At 66.4% G+C, this 19,431-nt stretch carries 12 protein-coding genes and 1 pseudogene; 6 read left to right on the top strand and 7 right to left on the bottom strand.

The window, feature by feature from the left end:
* Nucleotides 1-138: 138 nt before the first annotated feature.
* Nucleotides 139-2,103 (bottom strand): ATP-binding cassette domain-containing protein, encoded by a 1,965-nt coding sequence (locus HHL14_RS03795; protein ID WP_169496215.1) that lies wholly within the window; start codon nt 2,101-2,103, stop codon nt 139-141.
* Between the two features lie 166 nt (nt 2,104-2,269).
* Here HHL14_RS03795 and HHL14_RS03800 point away from each other — a divergent pair, with 166 nt between their 5' ends.
* Nucleotides 2,270-2,749, top strand: coding sequence for a glutathione peroxidase (locus HHL14_RS03800; protein WP_169496216.1), 480 nt, complete (start codon nt 2,270-2,272; stop codon nt 2,747-2,749).
* Nucleotides 2,750-2,789: 40 nt separating this feature from the next.
* On the opposite strand, the gene HHL14_RS33055 is transcribed toward HHL14_RS03800, so the two are convergent.
* The 6 genes from HHL14_RS33055 to dapC form a co-directional block, all read right to left on the bottom strand.
* Nucleotides 2,790-4,517 (bottom strand): cardiolipin synthase, encoded by a 1,728-nt coding sequence (locus HHL14_RS33055; RefSeq protein WP_230412899.1) that lies wholly within the window; start codon nt 4,515-4,517, stop codon nt 2,790-2,792.
* A gap of 474 nt (nt 4,518-4,991) precedes the next feature.
* On the bottom strand, nt 4,992-5,876 hold the full coding sequence (gene prmB / locus HHL14_RS03815) for a 50S ribosomal protein L3 N(5)-glutamine methyltransferase (RefSeq protein ID WP_169496217.1): 885 nt from the start codon (nt 5,874-5,876) through the stop codon (nt 4,992-4,994).
* Nucleotides 5,877-5,891: 15 nt separating this feature from the next.
* Complete coding sequence (dapE, locus tag HHL14_RS03820; protein WP_169496218.1) at nt 5,892-7,031, bottom strand: succinyl-diaminopimelate desuccinylase; 1,140 nt, start codon at nt 7,029-7,031, stop codon at nt 5,892-5,894.
* A 246-nt stretch (nt 7,032-7,277) separates the two neighbouring features.
* Nucleotides 7,278-7,643 carry an ArsC family reductase gene (locus HHL14_RS03825; protein ID WP_169496219.1) on the bottom strand — a complete coding sequence of 122 codons (366 nt, stop codon included), beginning with the start codon at nt 7,641-7,643 and terminating at the stop codon, nt 7,278-7,280.
* Entirely contained in the window at nt 7,643-8,470 is an 828-nt protein-coding gene (gene dapD / locus HHL14_RS03830) for a 2,3,4,5-tetrahydropyridine-2,6-dicarboxylate N-succinyltransferase (protein WP_169496220.1), read from the bottom strand. Before dapD ends, HHL14_RS03825 begins: the two co-directional genes overlap by 1 nt.
* 91 nt (nt 8,471-8,561) lie before the next feature.
* On the bottom strand, nt 8,562-9,803 hold the full coding sequence (dapC, locus tag HHL14_RS03835; RefSeq protein WP_169496221.1) for a succinyldiaminopimelate transaminase: 1,242 nt from the start codon (nt 9,801-9,803) through the stop codon (nt 8,562-8,564).
* Between the two features lie 407 nt (nt 9,804-10,210).
* Here dapC and HHL14_RS03840 point away from each other — a divergent pair.
* The 5 genes and pseudogenes from HHL14_RS03840 to def form a co-directional block, all read left to right on the top strand.
* Nucleotides 10,211-11,182: pseudogene (locus HHL14_RS03840) on the top strand (DMT family transporter); the annotation flags it as partial.
* 410 nt (nt 11,183-11,592) lie between these two features.
* Nucleotides 11,593-15,108 carry a chromosome segregation protein SMC gene (gene smc / locus HHL14_RS03845; protein ID WP_169496223.1) on the top strand — a complete coding sequence of 1,172 codons (3,516 nt, stop codon included), beginning with the start codon at nt 11,593-11,595 and terminating at the stop codon, nt 15,106-15,108.
* A gap of 113 nt (nt 15,109-15,221) precedes the next feature.
* On the top strand, nt 15,222-16,568 hold the full coding sequence (locus tag HHL14_RS03850) for a cell division protein ZipA C-terminal FtsZ-binding domain-containing protein (RefSeq protein WP_169496224.1): 1,347 nt from the start codon (nt 15,222-15,224) through the stop codon (nt 16,566-16,568).
* Nucleotides 16,569-16,801: 233 nt separating this feature from the next.
* The gene (gene ligA / locus HHL14_RS03855) at nt 16,802-18,883 is read left to right on the top strand and encodes an NAD-dependent DNA ligase LigA (protein ID WP_169496225.1); all 2,082 of its coding nucleotides are present in this window, start codon (nt 16,802-16,804) and stop codon (nt 18,881-18,883) included.
* Nucleotides 18,880-19,413 carry a peptide deformylase gene (def, locus tag HHL14_RS03860; RefSeq protein WP_169496226.1) on the top strand — a complete coding sequence of 178 codons (534 nt, stop codon included), beginning with the start codon at nt 18,880-18,882 and terminating at the stop codon, nt 19,411-19,413. Before ligA ends, def begins: the two co-directional genes overlap by 4 nt.
* Nucleotides 19,414-19,431 lie beyond the last annotated feature (18 nt).

Below are 19,431 nucleotides of genomic sequence, written 5' to 3' on the forward strand. Positions count from 1 at the left end.
TGGTGGGTGCGGTTGGCGCGGTTGGTGTAGAGGCCGCCGCCGCTGCGGAAAATGACGCCGACGATGAGTTCGCGAATGACAAAGCCAGGCTCCCTTGGTTGCCGGCGCGGCCCGGCCATAGCGTGTCGCCAGATGCCGCTAGCCGATCTGTTCGAGTTCCTCGTGCGTCTCGAGCCATTCGGCTTCGAGGGTGTCGAGGCGCGCGTTCACGTCTGCCTGACGGCGGATCGCCTCCGTCAGCTTGCTCTTCTGCTCGGGTTCGTAGCTCGTGGGATCGGCGACGAAGGCATCGAGCGTCGCTTTCTCCGCGTTGAGCGCGTCCATTTCCTTTTCGATCTTCGTGATGCGGCTTTGCAGCGGCTTCTTCAGATGCGCGAGCTTCTGGCGCGTCTCCGCTTCGAGGCGACGCTGTTCCTTGCGGTTCACGTTGCCGTCGGCGCCGTTCATCGCGTTTGCGCCGCCGGATGCTGCATCGCCCGCGCCGGACGCGTTCGCCTTCAGCGCCGCGCGCTGTTCGGCCGCATGCTGCAGCAGCCAGTCGCGATAGTCGTCGAGATCGCCGTCGAATTCCTGCAGACGATGCTTGGCGACCAGCATGAATTGATCGGTGGTCGCGCGCAGCAGATGGCGGTCGTGCGATACCAGGATCAGCGTGCCTTCGAACTGCGCGAGCGCCATCGTCAGCGCGTGACGCGTTTCGAGGTCGAGGTGGTTGGTCGGTTCGTCGAGCAGCAGCAGGTTCGGCTTCTGCCAGATGATCAGCGCGAGCGCGAGGCGCGCCTTTTCGCCGCCCGAGAACGGTGCGATCTTCGCGGTGGCCATGTCGCCGGAGAAGTTGAAGCTGCCGAGGAAGTCGCGCAGCTCCTGCTCGCGCGTATCCGGCGCGAGGCGCGCGAGATGCTGCAGCGGCGTATCGTCCGGGCGCAGCGTTTCGAGCTGATGCTGCGCGAAGTAGCCGATACGCAGCCCCTTGCCTTCGCGCACGTGGCCGGAGAGCGCTTCGAGCGTGCCCGCGAGTGTCTTGATCAGCGTCGACTTGCCCTGGCCGTTCGCGCCGAGCAGACCGATGCGCTGACCGTTCTGGATCGACAGCATCACGCGCTCGACGATCGGGATCTCGCTGCCGTCTTCGGCGCGATAACCGCAGCGCACGTCCTCCATCACCATCATAGGATTCGGCGCCGAATCGGGCGTGCGGAACTCGAACGTGAACGGCGACGCGACGTGCGCGGGCGCGATCAGCTCCATTTTCTCGAGCGCCTTCACGCGGCTTTGCGCCTGCCGCGCCTTGGTGGCCTGCGCCTTGAAGCGGTTGATGTAGCTCTGCAGATGCGCGACCGTGCGTTGCTGCTTCTCGTACGCGCTCTGTTGCAGCGCGATCTGCTGCGCGCGCAGCACTTCGAACTGCGAGTAGTTGCCGCCGTAACGCTTGATCTGCTGGTTCTCGAGATGCAGCGTGACGTTGCAGACGGAATCGAGAAACTCGCGGTCGTGCGAGATCACGATCAGCGTGCCGGCATAGCGATTGAGCCAGTCTTCGAGCCAGACGATCGCGTCGAGGTCGAGGTGGTTGGTCGGTTCGTCGAGCAGCAGCAGATCGGAGCGGCACATCAGCGCCTGCGCGAGATTCAGGCGCATGCGCCAGCCGCCCGAGAAGCTCGTGACCGGCTCGCGCGTTTGATCCAGCGTGAAGCCCAGGCCGAGCAGCAGCGCTTCGGCGCGTGCCGGCGCGGTGTAGCCGTCGGCATCGGCGAAGGCCGCGTGCGCTTCGGCTTCGGCCGCGCCATCGTGCGCCGCGGACGCCGCGGCGATGCGCGCCTCGATGTCGCGCAATGCGGCGTCGCCGTCGAGCGTGTAGGCGAGGGCGGTTTTATCGACGGCGGGAGTTTCCTGCGCGACGTGCGCGATGCGCCAGGTCGGCGGGATCGAGAAATCGCCGCCGTCCGCGTGCAACTCGCCGAGTAGCACGGCGAACAGCGTCGACTTGCCCGCGCCGTTGGCCCCGACAAGGCCAGCTTTTTCGCCGGGGTTCAGGGTAAACGTGGTGTTGTCGAAAAGCGGCTTGGTGCCGCGCGCGAGGCTGAACTGATTGAAGCGGATCACGACGTGGCCGGCTGAAGAAAACCGCTATTTTAGACTGTGCGGCGCGTCGTCGGGCGCGCACCTCGGATAGCGCCGTCTGTCGCCCCGGGAGCAGTCGCCATCGGCCATCCGGACGACTGTATCGGCGCGGCTTTTGGCATAGACTGACGGCTTTCACGGAGGGTACATGACATCGATCTATTCGTTTTCGGCGCGCACGCTCGGCGGCGAGGAAGTGAGTCTCGCGAAGTATGAGGGCAAGGTTCTGCTGATCGTCAACACCGCGAGCGAATGCGGATTCACGCCGCAATACGCGGGCTTGCAGAAGCTCTACGAAGCGTACGCGGCGCGCGGGCTCGCGGTGCTCGGCTTTCCGTGCAACCAGTTCGGCAAGCAGGAGCCGGGCGACGCCGCGCAGATCGGCAGCTTCTGCGAGAAGAACTACGGCGTGACGTTTCCGATGTTCGACAAGGTCGACGTGAACGGCGCGAACGCGCATCCGCTGTTCCGCTATCTGACCGGCGAAGCGCCGGGGCTGCTCGGGCTCGAAGCGATCAAGTGGAATTTCACGAAGTTCCTGATCGGTCGCGACGGCAACGTCGTCAAGCGCTATGCGCCGCTGACCAAGCCCGAGGCGATCGTCGCGGATATCGAAGCGCAACTGTGACGGCTGTCGCGTCGCCTGCTTTAACGCTCGCGCGCGGCCATCAAAGAATCGGCGAGAACAGTCGCGCGACGTGCATCAGCATGCGCCGCCACGCGCTCGCCTTGCGGTACTCGTCGCGATTGATTTCGAGCGACGCGGCGAAATCGTCGAGCAGCATCGTTTCGACTTCGAGCGCGAAGCCTTGGTCGACGGTCAGCACCATGATCTCGAAGTTCAGGCGGAACGAGCGGTTGTCGAGATTGGCGCTGCCGATCGCGGCCGCGACGCTGTCGATCAGCACTACCTTCTGGTGCAGAAACCCCGGCTGGTAGCGGAAGATGCGGATGCCCGCGCGTAGCGAGTCGTACGCATAGAGCTTCGACGCGGCGAACACCACGAGGTGATCGCGCCGGCTCGGAATCAGGATGCGCACGTCGACGCCGCGCAGCACCGCAAGCCGCAGCGCCGCGAACACGGCTTCGTCGGGCACGAGGTAGGGCGTCGTGATCCAGATGCGTTCGCGTGCCGCGTTGATCGCTTCGACGAAAAAGAGCGAGCAGGTTTCCTGCTTGTCGGCCGGGCCGCTCGGCAACACGAGGCAGTGCATGGTGCCGGTGGCGGTTTCGGTGGCTGATTGGGTGGCCGTGTGGGCGGACGCTTCGGCGGGCGCTTCTGCGGTGGTTTGGGCCGCGGCTTCGGCGCGAGCCTCTGCGGTGGTCTGGGCCGAGGCTTCGGTGAGCGTTTCGGCGGTGGTCCGGGTCGCTGCCTCGGCGGTGGTTTTCGCGAGCGGTTCCACGGCTACCTGGGCGGCTATTTCCGTGAGCGTTCTGGCCGCCGCTTCGGTGGCCGCTTCTGCGGATGCATCGGCCGTGACGCCGGCGCTGTGCGGGGCCGTCTGGTCGCCCGAAGCCGCCGCCACCGCCACGTCGAGCTCGGGCAACTGCTGCGTCGCCCAATACCAGTCCTCGATGAACACGAACTGGATGCTCGTGACCGCCGGGCCGCGCACCTCGATATGCGTATCGCGCCACGGCGACAGCGGCGGCTTCGCGCCCAGATATTCGACGCCGACGTTATGACCGCCGACGAACGCGCGCTCGCCGTCGACCGACACGATCTTGCGGTGATTGCGGAAGTTCAGCTGCAGGCGGTTGACGAAGCGGCGGTTGGTCGCGAACGGATGCACCTCGACGCCGGCCGTGCGTAGCGCCGCGATGTAGCGATGCGGCAGATCGAAGCTGCCGATGCTGTCGTACAGGAAGTACACGCGCACGCCCTCGCGTGCCTTCGCGATCAGCGCATCCTTCAGCATGTCGCCGAGCGCGTCGTCGCGCACGATAAAAAACTGCACGATCACGTAATGGCGTGCGTGTTCGATCGCGTCGAGGATCGCCGTGAAGGTCGCGGTGCCGTTGACCAGCGTGCGCACGGTATTGCCGGGCAGGAACGGCATGCCGCCGAGACGCGTCAGCGAGCGCACGAGGCGCGTGCCGAGCTGCTGCGTCGGCAGTCCCGCCGACGACGCCTGGGTGTCCCATTCGCGAGGATGCGCGCGCGAGCGCAGCAGATCGTTTTCGACGCGGCGCGCATCCGCGTAACCGGCGAACTTGCTGCGGCCGAGGAACAGGTAGGGGATCAGCGTCAGATAAGGCATCGCGACCAGCGACACGGCCCACGCAATCGCGCCCTGCGAGGTGCGGGTATGGAGAATCGCGTGGCCGGCCGCGACGATGCCGAGAATATGGACAAGGGCAACCAGCGGGCCGACATAAAGCAGGTCGAATTGCATAAGCTCGCGAAAGTTGGCGAAGCGCGGTGGTTCAGGATGCGTCGGCGCAGCGCGCGGGCGCGCCGTGTTCGAGGCGAACGCGCGGGTAGTCGGCCTGGAAACCCGCCGGGCAACCGCTTCGGGGCGCTGCCCTCAGGTTGCTACTTCAGGCCGCCGCCTCGGAGCAGACGGCACGCTGCCGCCCATCTGCCGCGCCTGTACTTATACCAGTCTGCCGGCCTGCGCGAGTTGTGCCGGACTTCGCGTCCGAAACCGTGCCCGCAACCCCACCTGAACCCGCGCTCCAGAACCGGACTTCAACCGCGTTTGAAGCCCGGTTTGAAATCATGCACGCGATCATGCCCGAGATCGCGTTTCAAGCCGCGTGCGCAACGGCACGCTTCGATACAGCACGTGGCGCTCGCGCAACCGGCCGGCTCCAGCGCCAACCGACCACGCGAGCGCCGCGCGATTCACCCAGACAGCATGGCAGACTCAGACCGGCAAGTCCCTGGCCTGGATCAGGAACACGTTGTCGTCGCCGGCGCTCGTCGGCAGCCAGATCAGATCGAGGCCGCCGAATGCCGCCTCGACGTGTTCGCGCTCGTTGCCGATCTCGACGACGAGCACGCCGTCGTCGGTCAACCAGTTGCGCGCGTCGGCGATGATCCGGCGCACGATGTCCATGCCGTCCGTGCCGCCCGCGAGCGCCATCTCCGGTTCGTGCTTGTATTCGGCCGGCAGCTCCTGCATCGACGTGGCGTTCACGTACGGCGGATTGCTGAGGATCACGTCGTAGCGACGCTCGGCGAGCGGCGCGTACAGATCGCCTTCGAACAGCGCGATCCGGTCGTCGAGGTGGTAGTCCATCACGTTGCGCGTCGCGACTTCGAGCGCGGGCGCGGACAGGTCGACCGCGTCGACGTCGGCGTTCTGGAACGCATGCGCGGCGAGAATCGCGAGGCAGCCGGAGCCGGTGCACAGTTCGAGCACCGCGCCGACCTGCTCGGGATCCTCGACGTACGGCTGCAGTCCGTCCTGCAGCAGTTCGCCGATGAACGAACGCGGCACGATCACGCGCTCGTCGACGTGGAAGCGATAGCCGTGCATCCACGCTTCCTGCGTGATGTACGCGGCCGGCACGCGCTCGGCCGCGCGTCGCTCGATCACCTTCAGCACCGCGTCGATTTCGGCGGCGGTGAGGCGCGCGTCGAGGAACGGGTCGAGCAGGTCGAGCGGCAGATGCAGCGTATGCAGGAGCAGATAGGCGGCTTCGTCGTAGGCATTGGCCGAGCCGTGGCCGAACGACAGTTTGGCTTCATTGAAGCGCGACACCGCGTAACGCAGCAGGTCGCGAACGGTGGAAAACGGAAGCGTCATTGCAAGGAGTCCCGGTCAGGCAATCAGTTGTTCGAGCACGCGGCGATACACGTTTTTCAGCGGCTCGATATGGGCGACTTCGATATGTTCGTCGATCTTGTGGATGCTCGCGTTCAGCGGACCGAACTCGATCACCTGTTCGCAGATGCGCGCGATAAAGCGGCCATCCGACGTGCCGCCGGTGGTCGACAGTTCGGTATCGACGCCGGTTTCGTCCTTGATCGCTTTCGCGAGCGCGCTCGACAGCTCGCCGCGCGGCGTCAGGAACGGCAGGCCACCGACGATCCACTTGAGATCGTATTCGAGGCCGTGTTTGTCGAGGATCGCATGCACGCGCTGCTGCAGGCCTTCCACCGTGCTCGCGGTCGAGAAGCGGAAGTTGAACATCACGTCCGCGTGGCCGGGGATCACGTTGGTCGCGCCGGTGCCGCTGTGGATGTTCGACACCTGCCAAGTGGTCGGCGGGAAGTATTCGTTGCCGTCGTCCCAGCGCTCGGCGACGAGTTCCGCGAGCGCGGGCGCGAGCAGATGCACCGGATTTTTCGCCAGATGCGGATACGCGATATGGCCTTGCACGCCCTTGACGATCAGCTTGCCCGTCAGCGAGCCGCGCCGGCCGTTCTTGACCATGTCGCCGAAACGCTCGCTCGACGTCGGTTCGCCGACGATGCAATAGTCCATCCGCTCGTTGCGCGCCTGTAGCGCTTCGACGACCTTGATGGTGCCGTCGGTCGCCGGGCCTTCCTCGTCGCTCGTGATCAGGAACGCGATCGAGCCGCGGTGTTCGGGGTGCGTGGCGACGAATTCCTCGCTCGCGACCACGAAGCCGGCGATCGATGCCTTCATGTCCGCCGCGCCGCGGCCGTACAGCTTGCCGTCGCGCTGGGTCGGCTCGAACGGCGCCGAGTGCCATTGTTCGAGCGGGCCGGTCGGCACCACGTCGGTGTGGCCGGCGAACGCGAGCAGCTTGCCGCGCGTGCCGTCGACGCCGCGCTTGACGGCCCACAGGTTGGTCACGCCGTTGGATTCGATCGTCTCGTGCTCGAAGCCGAGCGCGGCCAGGCGTGCGATCAGCAGATGCTGGCAATGCTGGTCGTCGGGCGTGACGGACGCGCGCGCGATCAGTTGTTCGGTAAGGGCGAGGGTGCCGGACATGGATTCAATACAAGCCACTTTGAAATGAAAAAATGCCGGCTCGCGGTGATGCACCGCAGCCGGCAACAGCCTTTGAACGACGCGGCGTGGGGCCGCGCGTCTTGCTACCTTTTTGTTACTTTCCTGCTGCCTGTTCGACGGCGCGGGTTCCGGCGCGCTAGTTACAGCATGCCGGACGGCCCGTGTCGCGGCCGGTCTTACGTGTCGTGCCGTCCTCGCCCCGAAGCGCGTGAACGGCGCGGCCTATTACGCAAACAGCGCCGCGTAGTCGTCCGCGGAAAAACCGAGCGACTTCACGCGGCCGTTGACCACCAGCACCGGCCGCTTGATCACCGACGGCTTGTGGATCATCAGCGCGATCGCGCCCGACTGCGTTTCGGCGGCCGCCTTCATGTCGTCGGACAGACCGCGCCACGTGGTGCCGCGGCGGTTCAGCAGCGCGTCGAGCTTCACGTCCTTCAGCCAGTCCTGCACCAGCGGCTCGGTCACGCCGGCCTTCTTGAAGTCATGAAACTCGAACTCGACGCCGTGCTCTTCCAGCCACACGCGCGCTTTCTTCACGGTGTCGCAGTTCGGGATGCCGTAGACGACGGTTTTGGTGCCGCGCGCCATCAGTCGCCTCGCAGCAGCTCGTTCAGGCCGACCTTCGCGCGGGTCCTGGCGTCGACCTTCTTGACGATGACCGCGCAGTACAGGCTGTGCGAGCCGTCCTTCGACGGCAGGTTGCCGGCCACCACGACCGAGCCCGCCGGAATGCGGCCGTACGTGACTTCGCCGGTTTCGCGATCGTAAATCCTGGTGCTCTGGCCGAGGTACACGCCCATCGAAATGACCGAGTTCTCTTCGACGATCACGCCTTCGACCACTTCCGAACGCGCGCCGATGAAGCAGTTGTCTTCGATGATGACCGGGTTCGCCTGCAGCGGCTCCAGCACGCCGCCGATGCCCACGCCGCCGGACAGGTGCACGTTCTTGCCGATCTGCGCGCACGAGCCGACGGTCGCCCACGTGTCGACCATCGTGCCTTCGTCGACGTAGGCGCCGATGTTGGTGTACGACGGCATCAGCACGACGTTCTTTGCGATGAACGAGCCGCGGCGCGCGATGGCCGGCGGCACCACGCGGAAACCGCCCGCGGCGAAGTCTTCAGCGGTGTAGTTCGCGAACTTCGACGGCACCTTGTCGTAGAACTGGCTGTAGCCGCCGGCCGGCATCGGCGCGTTGTCCTCGAGGCGGAACGACAGCAGCACGGCCTTCTTCAGCCACTGGTTGACGACCCAGTCGCCGTCCTTCTTTTCGGCGACGCGCAGCGCGCCTTTGTCGAGTTGCTCGATCGCGTGAGCGACGGCTTCGCGCACTTCGGCCGGTGCGGCCTTCGGCGACAGCTCGGCGCGGTTGTCCCAGGCGGTGTCGATGATGCTCTGAAGTTGTTGCGACATATGCGTGATTTTCTGAAGAGTTGAAGTCTGAAGAGGGAGTGCGGCGCGGCTCGATCGAGGTCCGGCCGCGTCCGCTTGAGCCCGTTTGATACTAGGCGCCGAGCGAGCGGCAAAAATCGACGATCCGCTGCGCGCCTTGCGTGCATTCGTCGACGTCGGCGACGAGCGCGAGGCGCACGAAATTGCGGCCGGGGTTCACGCCGTGCGCGGTGCGCGCGAGGAACGAGCCGGGCAGAACCGTCACATTATAGTCGGCGTAGAGGCGCTGGGCGAACTCGGTGTCCGTGAGGCCGGTGCGCTCGACGTTGGCCCACAGGTAGAACGCGGCGTCCGGCAGACGCACGTCGAGCACCTCCGCGAGCATCGGCGTGACGGTCGTGAACTTCTGCAGATACTTCGCGCGGTTCTCGCGCACGTGCGTCTCGTCGCTCCACGCGACGACGCTCGCGCCCTGGAATACGGTCGAGAGCGCCGTGCCATGGTACGTGCGATACAGGAGAAATGCCTTGAGGATCCCGGCGTCGCCGGCGACGAAGCCCGAGCGCATGCCCGGCACGTTCGAGCGCTTCGACAGGCTGGAGAGCATCACCAGACGCTCGAAGCCGCGGCCGAGTTTGTGCGCCGCTTCGAGGCCGCCGAGCGGGGGATTCGCTTCGTCGAAATAGATTTCCGAGTAGCACTCGTCCGACGCGATCACGAAGCCGTAGCGGTCCGACAGCGCGAACAGCTCGCGCCAGTCGTCGAGCGTGAGCACCGCGCCGGTCGGGTTGCCGGGCGAGCACACATACAGCAATTGGGTGCGTGCCCACACGTCGGCGGGCACCGCCGAGTAGTCGCACGCGAAGTTGCGCGCCGGGTCGCTGTTGACGAAGTACGGCTGGGCGCCGCCGAGCAGCGCCGCGCCTTCGTAGATTTGGTAGAACGGGTTCGGACAGAGTACGATCGCAGGCTGCCCGCTGGGGTTGGCCGCCGTGTTGCCGTCAGCATCGCGGCGCGGATTCAGCACCGTCTGCGCGAGCGCGAACAGCGCCTCGCGCGAGCCCGCGACCGGCAGCACCTCGGTGGCTGGATCGAGCGGCGGCAGGTTGTAGCGCCGCGACACCCACTTCGCGATCGACTCGCGCAGCGGCGCCGAGCCGAGCGTGGCCGGATAGGTGGCGAGGCCGCCGAGCGAATCGACGACGGCGTCGCGGATCAGCGGCGGGGTCGGATGTTTCGGCTCGCCGATGCCGAAGCTGATATGCGCAAGGCCGGCCGGCGGCGTGACGTCCTTGAAAAGCACGCGCAGCTTTTCGAACGGATAGGACTGAAGGGAGTCGAGTAGCGGATTCACGGACGAAATGGCCTGATCGGAATGGACGCGGACGGAGGTGGGACAGCGGGGCACGCGCGCTGGCGGGCTGCGTGAGACGGCGTTTGACGGTGTGTCTATAACGACGCTCATGCGCGCGACGCACAAACCGGCGACGGGCCGGCCAGCAGCGGCGAACGGACGATTATAGCGTGGCATGCCCGCCGCGCGGCGGCCAGCGGCGGAGGTCGGGGTTCCGGGCGGCGCGGCGGTGGGCGGCGTAGCAGAAAAAACGCGCAACCATCCGGTTCGAGACGCGCAGCCGTCCGCAACCACGCGGTTCGCACACAAAAATATTCAGGAGCAGCAATGTACGTAGTCGTGCCGGCGCTCGCCGGCCAGAACCGGCGCAAGCGCGCCGTCGATGTCGCCCCCCGGAGCCTCGCCCGATGACCCACTGGCTTCGCAACGGCTGGCCGACGCTCGCGATCATGCTGGGCGCGTCGGTGTGGGGGATCGTCTGGTATCCGCTGCGCATGCTCCACGCGCTCGGCGTGACCGGCACGGCGGCGAGCGCGCTCACGAGCGCCACCGGCTGCCTGTTCGTGCTGCTGGTGCGGCGCCGCGCTCTGAAGACCGTGCGCTGGCACTGGCTGCTGCCGGCGCTCGCCGTGGCCGCCGGCGTGACGAACCTCGGCTTCGTGTGGGGCGCGATTCACGGTCAGGTGATGCGCGTGCTGCTGCTGTTCTATCTGACGCCCGCGTGGACCGCGCTGTTCGCGCATTTCATCCTGCACGAGCGGCTCACGTGGTCGGGCGCGGCGCTTGCGGCGCTGTCGCTGGCCGGCGCGATGACGATGCTGTGGTCGCCGCAGCTCGGCATCCCGGTGCCCGGTAATCTGGCCGAATGGGCCGGGCTCGCCGGCGGCATGGGCTTCGCGATGAGCAACGTGCTGATCCTGAAGACGAGCCGCGTGCTGCCGGAGATGAGGCCGGAAATGCGCACCGCCACGGTGTTCGGCGGCGCGGCGCTGCTGGGCGGGCTTGCGTCGCTGTTCGAGCCGATGTCCGCGCCGCCCGTCGGCGCGCATCTGGGCACGGCGGCGCTGCTGGTGCTCGGCCTCGGGCTGCTGCTCGCGTCGAACAATATGCTGGTGCAGTACGGGCTCGCGCATGTGCCGGCCAATCGCGCGTCGATCATCATGCTGTTCGAGCTGGTGGTGACGGCGTTATCGGCGTGGCTGTTCGCCGGCGAGGTGCCGGGCCCGCGCGAATGGGCCGGCGGCGCGTGCATCGTGCTGGCGTCGGCGCTGTCGAGCTGGGTGCATCGTACGAAGACGGCGCCGCCCGATCCGGCCATCGAAGACCTCGGCGCGCCCGGCGGTCAGGGTGGTCAAGGCGATGATGATGGACGCGGGCGCGCAAACGGGCACGGCGGCGAGCGCCGCAACGATCGGGATGGCGACGACGGCGGCCACAGCAGCGGGGCTCCGCGTGGTGACCTGAGTGACCGCATGAACGATCGCCTGAGCGACACCATGAACGACCACCCGAACGACCACCCGAACGACCACCCGAACGACCACCCGAACGACCACCCGAACGACCACCCGAACGATGGCCTGACGGGCGACCCGAAGGGCGGCAAGAATCGCCCACGCGCGATGGTATGATTCCCCCTCATTAGCCGGCGCGCGCAGTTGCGTGTGCCTGGCGCCCCAAATCGCGAAGGCTCGCGAGGTTGCGTGGGGCCGTCCCGCCGCGGCGGAGAACGACTGGCGCAACCTCGCGAGCCACCTATCTCACTTTCTTTTCCAACAGCGAAATCGCCGTGCGTCTCACCTCGATCAAACTCGCTGGCTTCAAATCCTTCGTCGATCCCACGCATTTCCAGGTCCCCGGCCAGTTGGTCGGCGTGGTCGGACCGAACGGGTGCGGCAAATCCAACATCATCGACGCGGTGCGCTGGGTGCTCGGCGAATCGCGCGCCTCCGAGTTGCGCGGCGAGTCGATGCAGGACGTGATCTTCAACGGCTCGACCGCCCGCAAGCCGGGCAGCCGCGCGAGCGTCGAACTGGTGTTCGACAACGCGGACGGCCGCGCCGCCGGCCAGTGGGGCCAGTATGCGGAGATCGCCGTGAAGCGCGTGCTGACGCGCGACGGCACCTCCAGCTACTACATCAACAATCTGCCGGCGCGGCGCCGCGACATCCAGGACATCTTCCTCGGCACCGGTCTCGGGCCGCGCGCGTACGCGATCATCGGGCAGGGCATGATCGCGCGCCTGATCGAGGCGAAGCCGGAAGAGCTGCGCGTGTTCCTCGAAGAAGCCGCCGGCGTGTCGAAGTACAAGGAACGCCGTCGCGAGACCGAGAACCGTCTGCACGACACGCGCGAGAACCTGACGCGCGTCGAGGACATCGTCCGCGAACTCGGGGCGAATCTCGAAAAGCTGGAAGCGCAGGCGGTCGTCGCGACGCGTTATCGCGAGCTGCAGAGCGACGGCGAAGAGAAGCAGCGTCTGCTGTGGCTGTTGCGCAAGAACGAGGCGGGCAGCGAGCAGCAACGCCAGCAGCGCGCGATCGAACAGGCGCAGATCGACCTCGAAGCGCAGACCGCGAAGCTGCGCGAAGTCGAGGCGGAACTCGAAACGCTGCGGGTCGCGCATTACTCGGCCAGCGACGCCATGCAGGGCGCGCAAGGCGCGCTCTACGAGGCGAACGCGGAAGTGAGCCGGCTCGAGGCGGAGATCCGCTTCATCGTCGAATCGCGTAACCGCGTGCAGGCGCAGATCGCCGCGTTGACCGCGCAGCGCGAGCAGTGGCAATCGCAGGCCGACAAGGCACAGGACGATATCGCCGACGCCGAGGAGCAACTGGCGGTCGCTGAAGAAAAAGCCGTGCTGGCCGAAGAGGACGCGGCCGCGAAGCACGACGCGCTGCCCGCGCTCGAAGCGCGCTGGCGCGACGCGCAGGCCGAGCTGAACGCCGAGCGTGGCGGCATCGCGCAGACCGAGCAGGCGCTGAAGCTCGAAGCCGCGCATCAGCGCAATGCCGATCAGCAACTGCAGCAGCTGCAGCAGCGCCAGGAGCGGTTGAAATCGGAAGCGGGCGGGCTCGATGCGCCCGACGAAGCGCAGCTCGAAGAGTTGCGCATGCAGCTCGCCGAACACGAAGAGATTCTGCAGGACGCGCAGGGACGTCTCGCCGATGCGCAGGAAGCGTTGCCGCGGCTCGATGGCGAGCGCCGCGCCGCGCAGGAACGCGTGCAGGCGGAAAGCGCGCAGATCCATCAGCTCGACGCGCGTCTCGCCGCGTTGAAGCAGTTGCAGGAAAACGTCCAGACCGAGGGCAAGATCCAGCCGTGGCTCGACAAGCACGAACTGGGCAGCTTGCCGCGTCTGTGGAAGAAGCTGCACGTCGAGGCCGGTTGGGAAACCGCGCTCGAAGCGGTGCTGCGCGAGCGCCTTGCCGCGCTCGAAGTATCGAATCTCGACTGGGTCAAGGCATTCGCGACCGACGCGCCGCCCGCCAAGCTCGCGTTCTACGCGCCGCCGGCGGCCGGTCAGGCACCGGCCGCGGGTGCGCTGCGCTCGCTGCTGTCGCTGGTGCGCATCGAGGATGCGGGCATTCGCGCGGTGCTCAACGACTGGCTCGGCCTCGCGTTCGTCGCCGACGATCTGCAGCAGGCGCTGTCGATGCGCTCGCAGTTGCCCGAAGGCGGTGCGTTCGTGGTCAAGGCGGGCCACGTGGTCACGCGCGTCGGCGTGCAGCTGTATGCGGCCGATTCCGAGCAGGCCGGCATGCTCGCGCGTCAGCAGGAAATCGAAAACCTCGGCCGTCAGGTGCGCGCGCAGGCGTTGCTCGCCGACGAGGCGAAGGCCACGGCGATTCGCGCCGAAGCCGCGCATACGCAGGCCGCCCAGGCGCTCGCCGAAATGCGCCAGCAGGCCGAGCGCGCGACGCAGCGCGTACACGCCTTGCAGATGGACGTGCTGAAGCTGACCCAGGCGCACGAGCGTTACACGCAGCGCAGCACGCAGATTCGCGAGGAACTCGAAGAAATCGCCGCGCAGGTCGAGGAGCAGCGCGCGCTGCGCGCCGAATCGGAAGCGAATTTCGAGCGCCACGACGGCGAGCTCGCCGAATTGCAGGCGCGTTTCGAAGATCATCAACTGGCGTTCGAAGCGCTCGACGAAGAGCTGACGACCGCCCGCGGCGGCGCGCGCGATCTCGATCGCGCCGCCACCGACGCGCGTTTCGCCGCGCGCAACATGGCGAACCGCATCGACGAGCTGAAGCGCAGCATCCAGGTCGCGCACGAGCAGAGCGAGCGCGTCGCGGGCTCACTCGAAGACGCGCGCGCCGAACTCGAAACGATCAACGAGCAGACCGCGCACACGGGCCTGCAGGACGCGCTCGACATTCGCACCGCGAAGGAAGAAGCGCTGCGCGCCGCGCGCGTCGAACTCGACGACCTGACCGCGAAGCTGCGCTCGGCCGACGAAACGCGTCTGACCGCCGAGCGTGCGTTGCAGCCGTTGCGCGACCGCATCAACGAATTGCAGCTGAAGGAGCAGGCCGCGCGGTTGAGCGGCGAGCAGTTCATCGAGCAACTGGAAGCGGCGGGCATCGACGAAGCCGAATTGCAGGCGAAGCTGACGCCGGACATGAAGCCGTCGTACCTGCAAGGCGAAGTCACGCGCATCAACAACGCAATCGTCGCGCTCGGTCCGGTCAACATGGCCGCGCTCGACGAGTTGAAGGCCGCGACCGAGCGCAAGAGCTTCCTCGATGCGCAATCGGCCGACCTGACGAGCGCGATCGAAACGCTCGAAGACGCGATCCGCAAGATCGACGCCGAAACGCGCACGCTGCTGCAAAGCACGTTCGATGAAGTGAACCGTCATTTCGGCGAACTGTTCCCGCGTCTCTTTGGTGGCGGCCAGGCGAAGCTGATCATGACCGGCGAAGAAATCCTCGACGCCGGCGTGCAGGTGATGGCGCAGCCGCCGGGCAAGAAGAATTCGACGATTCACCTGTTGTCGGGCGGCGAAAAAGCGCTGACCGCGACCGCGCTGGTGTTCGCGATGTTCCAGCTGAATCCGGCGCCGTTCTGTCTGCTCGACGAAGTGGACGCGCCGCTCGACGACGCCAACACCGAACGTTTCGCGAATCTGGTTCGGGCGATGTCGGACAAAACCCAGTTCCTGTTCATCTCGCACAACAAGATCGCGATGGAAATGGCGCAGCAGCTGATCGGTGTGACGATGCAGGAGCAGGGCGTGTCGCGGATCGTCGCGGTCGACATGGAAACGGCGGCCGGTTTCGCCCAGAATATCGTTTAAGTTAAAGCCTTCGCGGGCGTCCGCGTTCAGCGCGGCGGCTTGAGTCGCAAGCCGCGCGATACGCGAAGCGGATGCAGGCCCGCGCGAATAGAAGAATTGCTGATGGAGCATGCATGGACGAGTTGACACTCGGTTTGATCGGCGCGGGTGCCGTGGTGGTCGGGGGCGTGGTCGTGTACAACGCGTGGCAGGGCGCGAAGGTGCGCCGCAAGATGCCACGGCCCATGCCGGCCGAGACCGCTGAAAGCTTTGCGCGGGACGAGCATGAGGAGCAGAGCCCATTCATCGAACCGGCTCGCCCGACTCCGCGGCGCGAGCCGACCGTGAACGCCGACGCGGCGGCCGAGCAGAGCGCCGCGCGGGTCGAGCCGACCTTCGGCGCTGCCGCGCCGCTCGATACGCCGGCCGATATCCAGGCCGAGACGACCACGCCGAACGGCTATCCGGTTGGCGAAGAAGTGCCGCAGAGCCACGCGGGGGCTGCGGGCGAGGGCGAACCGGAACACGTCACCGCGCACGAGGGCGACGGTGAGCGGCCGGCCGCTGAGGCTGCAGACAAGGCCACGAACAAACCGGCGTCCGTCGAGCAGGAGCGCGTCGAGCCGATTCTGCCGGCCGCGACGACGATTTCGTCGGCGCCGCCGGCCATCGTCGATCGTCGTATCGACTGCATCGTGCCGGTTCGGTTGAACGGCCCGGTAGCCGGCGACAAGGTGATTCCGCTCGCGCAGCGGCTGCGTCGCGCGGGCAGCAAGCCGGTGCATATCGAAGGCAAGCCGGAGGGCGGCGGCGCGTGGGAGTTGCTGCAGAACGGCACGCGCTACGAGGAGCTCCGCGCGGCCGCGCAGCTCGCGAACCGCAGCGGCGCGTTGAACGAGCTCGAATTCTCCGAATTCGTGACCGGCGTGCAGCAGTTCGCCGACGCGCTCGACGCGGCGCCCGAGTTTCCCGACATGCTCGAAACCGTCGCGATGGCGCGCGAACTCGACGGCTTTGCCGCGCAGTGCGACGCGCAACTGTCGATCAACGTGCTGTCCGACGGCGCGCCGTGGTCGGCCAATTACGTGCAGGCGATCGCGTCGCAGGACGGCCTGCTGCTGTCGCGCGACGGCACGCGCTTCGTCAAGCTCGACTCGCGCCAGAGCCCGGTATTCATGCTGCAGTTCGGCGACACCAACTTCCTGCGCGACGACCTCACGTACAAGGGCGGCGAAATGATTACGCTGGTGCTCGATGTGCCGGTCGCCGACGAAGACATCCTGCCGTTCCGCCTGATGTGCGATTACGCAAAGTCGCTCGCCGAGCGCATCGGCGGACGCGTGGTCGACGACGGCCGTCGGCCGCTGCCGGAAAGCGCGCTGCTCGCGATCGAAAAACAGTTGATGACGCTGTACGCGAAGCTCGAACAGGCCGGCATTCCGGCGGGCTCGCCGGCCACGCGGCGCCTGTTCAGCCAGTAAGTTTTTTCGGCGTTCAACGCGTTCTGTCGACGGCCGCACGATGTGCGGCCGTCGTCGTTTCCGGCATTGCATGGCGTTGCCTCGCCGCCGCGCGCGGATGAGTCGGGAGCGAGTTGAAGCATCTCCGAAGCCCCCGAAGTCTCCCCCAAAGCCCCCATTCGGCCGATGTAAAGGGGCACGCTTCCTGCGATAATCCGATGTCTGACTTTTACCTTGAAGAAGCTTCCGACAGCATGGCCCGAACCCCCGTCCCTCCTTCCGAAACCAGCGCGCCGGCCGAGCGGGCCGTGTGGCTGCGCGCGGAACTCGAACGCGCGAACTACGCGTATTACGTGCTCGATCAGCCGGACCTGCCGGATGCCGAATACGACAAGCTGTTCAAGGAGCTGGAGCGCATCGAGGCCGAGCATCCGGACCTGATCGTGCCGGATTCGCCGACCCAGCGCGTCGGCGGCGAAGCGGCGAGCGGTTTCGAGCCGGTCGTGCACGATCAGCCGATGCTGTCGCTGAACAACGGTTTCGCCGATGAAGACATCGTCGCGTTCGACAAGCGCGTCGGCGACGCGCTCGGCAAGAACGCGAGCGAGCCGGCGGAGCCGGTTGCGCATGCACCCGTTGAATACGCGGCCGAGCTCAAGTTCGACGGCCTCGCGATCTCGCTGCGCTACGTCGACGGCGTGTTCGTGCAGGCGTCCACGCGCGGCGACGGTACGACCGGCGAGAACGTCACCGAAAACGTCCGCACCATCCGTTCGATTCCGCTGAAACTGAAGGGTAAGCGTGTGCCGCACGTGCTCGACGTGCGTGGCGAAGTGCTGATGTTCAAGCGTGATTTCGAGCGCCTGAATGAACGCCAGCGCGCCGCCGAGCAACGCGAATTCGCGAATCCGCGTAACGCGGCGGCCGGCAGCCTGCGCCAGCTCGATTCGAAGATCACCGCGCAGCGGCCGCTGTCGTTTTTCGCGTATGGAATCGGCGTGCTCGAAGGCATCGAGATGCCCGCCACGCATAGCGAACTGCTCGACTGGTACAAGGAGATGGGCTTGCCGGTCAACGGCGAGCGGGCGGTTGTGCAGGGCGCCGAAGGGCTGCTCGGCTTTTTCCGCGCGGTCGGCGAGAAACGCGACGCGCTGCCGTACGACATCGACGGCGTGGTCTACAAGGTCAACCGGCGCGACGAGCAGGAGACGCTCGGCTTCGTGTCGCGCGCGCCGCGCTTTGCGCTCGCGCACAAATTCCCCGCCCAGGAAGCGCTGACGAAGCTCATCGCGATCGACGTGCAGGTCGGGCGCACCGGCGCGATCACGCCGGTTGCGCGGCTCGAGCCGGTGTTCGTCGGCGGCGCGACGGTCACGAACGCGACGCTGCATAACGAAGACGAAGTGCGCCGCAAGGACATCCGCATCGGCGATACGGTAATCGTGCGGCGCGCCGGCGACGTGATTCCCGAGGTGGTCGGCGCACTGCTCGACCGCCGTCCGGCCGATGCGCGCGAATTCGTGATGCCGACGCAATGCCCGGTGTGCGGCTCGTCGATCGAACGTTTGCCCGATGAGGCGATCGCGCGCTGTACCGGCGGCCTCTTCTGTCCGGCGCAGCGCAAGCAGGCGCTGTGGCACTTCGCGCAGCGGCGCGCGCTCGATATCGACGGCCTCGGCGAAAAGATTATCGATCAACTGGTCGAGCAGAATCTGGTGCGCACGCCGGCCGATCTGTTCAACCTCGGTTTCGCGACGCTCGCGGAACTCGACCGCTTCGCCGACAAGTCCGCGCAAAATCTGCTCGATTCGCTCGAAAAGGCCAAGCACACCACGCTCGGGCGTTTCATTTACGCGCTCGGCATCCGTCATGTCGGCGAGTCGACCGCGAAGGATCTGGCGAAGCATTTCGGTTCGCTGACGCCGATCATGGACGCGTCGATCGAGGAACTGCTGGAGGTCAACGACGTCGGGCCGGTGGTCGCCGAATCGCTCCATCAGTTCTTCGCGGAAGAGCACAACCGCACGGTGATCGAGCAACTGCGCGCGCCGGGCAAGGTCACGTGGCCGGAAGGACCGCCCGCGCCGAAGGCGCCGCAGGGCGTGCTGGCCGGTCAGACGGTGGTGCTGACCGGCACGCTGCCGAACCTGTCGCGCGACGACGCGAAGGCGATGCTCGAGGCGGCCGGCGCCAAGGTCGCGGGGTCGGTATCGAAGAAAACCAGCTACGTGGTGGCCGGCGCCGACGCGGGCAGCAAGCTCGCGAAGGCCGAGGAACTCGGCATCCCCGTACTCGACGAAGATGGTATGCGCAAGCTCCTGGAGGGGCATTCATGATTCACGACATTCTGAAGATGGGCGATCCGCGCCTTTTGCGAATCGCCGAGCCGGTCGATCACTTCGACACTCCCGAGCTGCACGAGCTCGTGAAGGATATGTTCGAGACGATGCATCACGCGAACGGCGCGGGGCTCGCGGCGCCGCAGATCGGCGTCGATCTGCAGGTGGTGATCTTCGGTTTCGGTGCGAACGAGCGCTATCCGGATGCGCCGCCGGTGCCGGAAACGGTGCTGATCAACCCGACCATCACGCCGGTGTCGCAGGACATGGAAGAGGGCTGGGAGGGCTGTCTGTCGGTGCCGGGACTGCGCGGCGCGGTCAGCCGTTTTTCGATGATCCGCTATCACGGCTTCGATCAGTTCGGCAATCCGATCGAGCGGGTCGCCGAGGGTTTTCATGCGCGCGTCGTGCAGCATGAATGCGATCACCTGATCGGCAAGCTGTACCCGATGCGGATCACGGATTTTTCGACGTTCGGCTTTACCGAGATCCTGTTCCCGGACCTCGATCCGAATAGCGACGATTGAGCGGATCACGTGTGCGCT

Source organism: Paraburkholderia antibiotica (assembly GCF_012927125.1).
GTDB lineage: Bacteria > Pseudomonadota > Gammaproteobacteria > Burkholderiales > Burkholderiaceae > Paraburkholderia > Paraburkholderia antibiotica.

Excerpts from the sequence above, each read along its gene's own strand:
- HHL14_RS03800 (WP_169496216.1), top strand. The coding sequence starts at position 2,270 with ATGACATCGATCTATTCGTTTTCGGCGCGCACGCTCGGCGGCGAGGAA.
- HHL14_RS33055 (WP_230412899.1), bottom strand. The coding sequence starts at position 4,517 with ATGCAATTCGACCTGCTTTATGTCGGCCCGCTGGTTGCCCTTGTCCAT.
- prmB (WP_169496217.1), bottom strand. The coding sequence starts at position 5,876 with ATGACGCTTCCGTTTTCCACCGTTCGCGACCTGCTGCGTTACGCGGTG.
- dapE (WP_169496218.1), bottom strand. The coding sequence starts at position 7,031 with ATGTCCGGCACCCTCGCCCTTACCGAACAACTGATCGCGCGCGCGTCC.
- HHL14_RS03825 (WP_169496219.1), bottom strand. The coding sequence starts at position 7,643 with ATGGCGCGCGGCACCAAAACCGTCGTCTACGGCATCCCGAACTGCGAC.
- dapD (WP_169496220.1), bottom strand. The coding sequence starts at position 8,470 with ATGTCGCAACAACTTCAGAGCATCATCGACACCGCCTGGGACAACCGC.
- HHL14_RS03850 (WP_169496224.1), top strand. The coding sequence starts at position 15,222 with ATGGACGAGTTGACACTCGGTTTGATCGGCGCGGGTGCCGTGGTGGTC.
- ligA (WP_169496225.1), top strand. The coding sequence starts at position 16,802 with ATGGCCCGAACCCCCGTCCCTCCTTCCGAAACCAGCGCGCCGGCCGAG.
- def (WP_169496226.1), top strand. The coding sequence starts at position 18,880 with ATGATTCACGACATTCTGAAGATGGGCGATCCGCGCCTTTTGCGAATC.